The organism is Candidatus Avelusimicrobium stercoris, from assembly GCF_002437085.1.
Lineage (GTDB): Bacteria > Elusimicrobiota > Elusimicrobia > Elusimicrobiales > Elusimicrobiaceae > Avelusimicrobium > Avelusimicrobium stercoris.
Map to the genome: position 1 here is coordinate 6,264 of NZ_DJOA01000054.1, position 921 is coordinate 7,184.

1 protein-coding gene is annotated in these 921 nt (G+C 47.2%); it reads left to right on the plus strand.

Going from position 1 to position 921, the window contains the following annotated elements; translation table 11 throughout:
- The first annotated feature begins 113 nt into the window (after positions 1-113).
- Positions 114-695, plus strand: coding sequence for a type IV pilin protein (locus B2118_RS07475; protein ID WP_428054700.1), 582 nt, complete (start codon positions 114-116; stop codon positions 693-695).
- Positions 696-921: the final 226 nt, after the last annotated feature.

The following is a 921-nucleotide window of genomic DNA, read 5'->3' on the forward strand; positions in this document are numbered from 1 at the left end:
TTTTGTTAAAATTTTGATAAATTGCGGTTGGTGTACCCGGATGTATCCACTGTATAAAAACGCGTATAAAAGGCTGTTTTGCTCAAATATAAAGGCCTTAACAAGGAGAAAAAATGAAAGGTTTTACTTCTATTGTGTCATCCCCGAAGGTTTCTGTCGGGGATCCATTTTTATTAAAAAAGGAAAACGACAGATTCCCGACTACGACACTCGGGAATGACGCCACTAGCACAGGTGGCCGCACGGCAACAGCGGGATTTACCCTTATAGAACTGTTAGTAGTCGTGCTCATTATTGGCATTTTGGCGGCGGTGGCGTTGCCGCAATATACTTGGGCGGTAGAAAAATCCCGCGCCAGCGAAGCCCTTGCCGTTTTAAAGAGTTTCCGCGACGCCGAAGAGGTGTATTATATGGCAAACGGTTCGTACGCGGATAACTCTGAGGATTTGGATGTTAAAGTTCCGCAAAGTAAATATTTTAACTATGCCGTTACGAATATTTCCGTAGCCGCGTACCATAAGCAAAAGCCCTATTTGTTGGCCTACCGCCACTCCGTCAGCCAAGCCGCCGGGCAGGCAAATATCGTGTGCGGAACAGATTCCTCCAACGCCGCGGATAGGGAATTTGCCCAAAACATTTGTAAACGGTTAGGCGCCACCGTTGGCGGCGGAAACCGCTGGACCATTGTACAGTAAGCCTACTTGTTTGAGTACAATTTTTCCCGCAGAATTGGGGGCTATGGCTTGGATATCTTAAAAATAAGGTCATACTGGAAGGTTTGCCGGCGCGGAGCGTTCCAGTATCCATTGTTTTAATAACGACAGATCCTGAACTACGACTTTCCAGGATGACGACAACAGCCAACGGCCCGTACCGTAAATTCGGAAAAACTGCCGCCTGCTAGGGGTTGTTTCGCAAGTG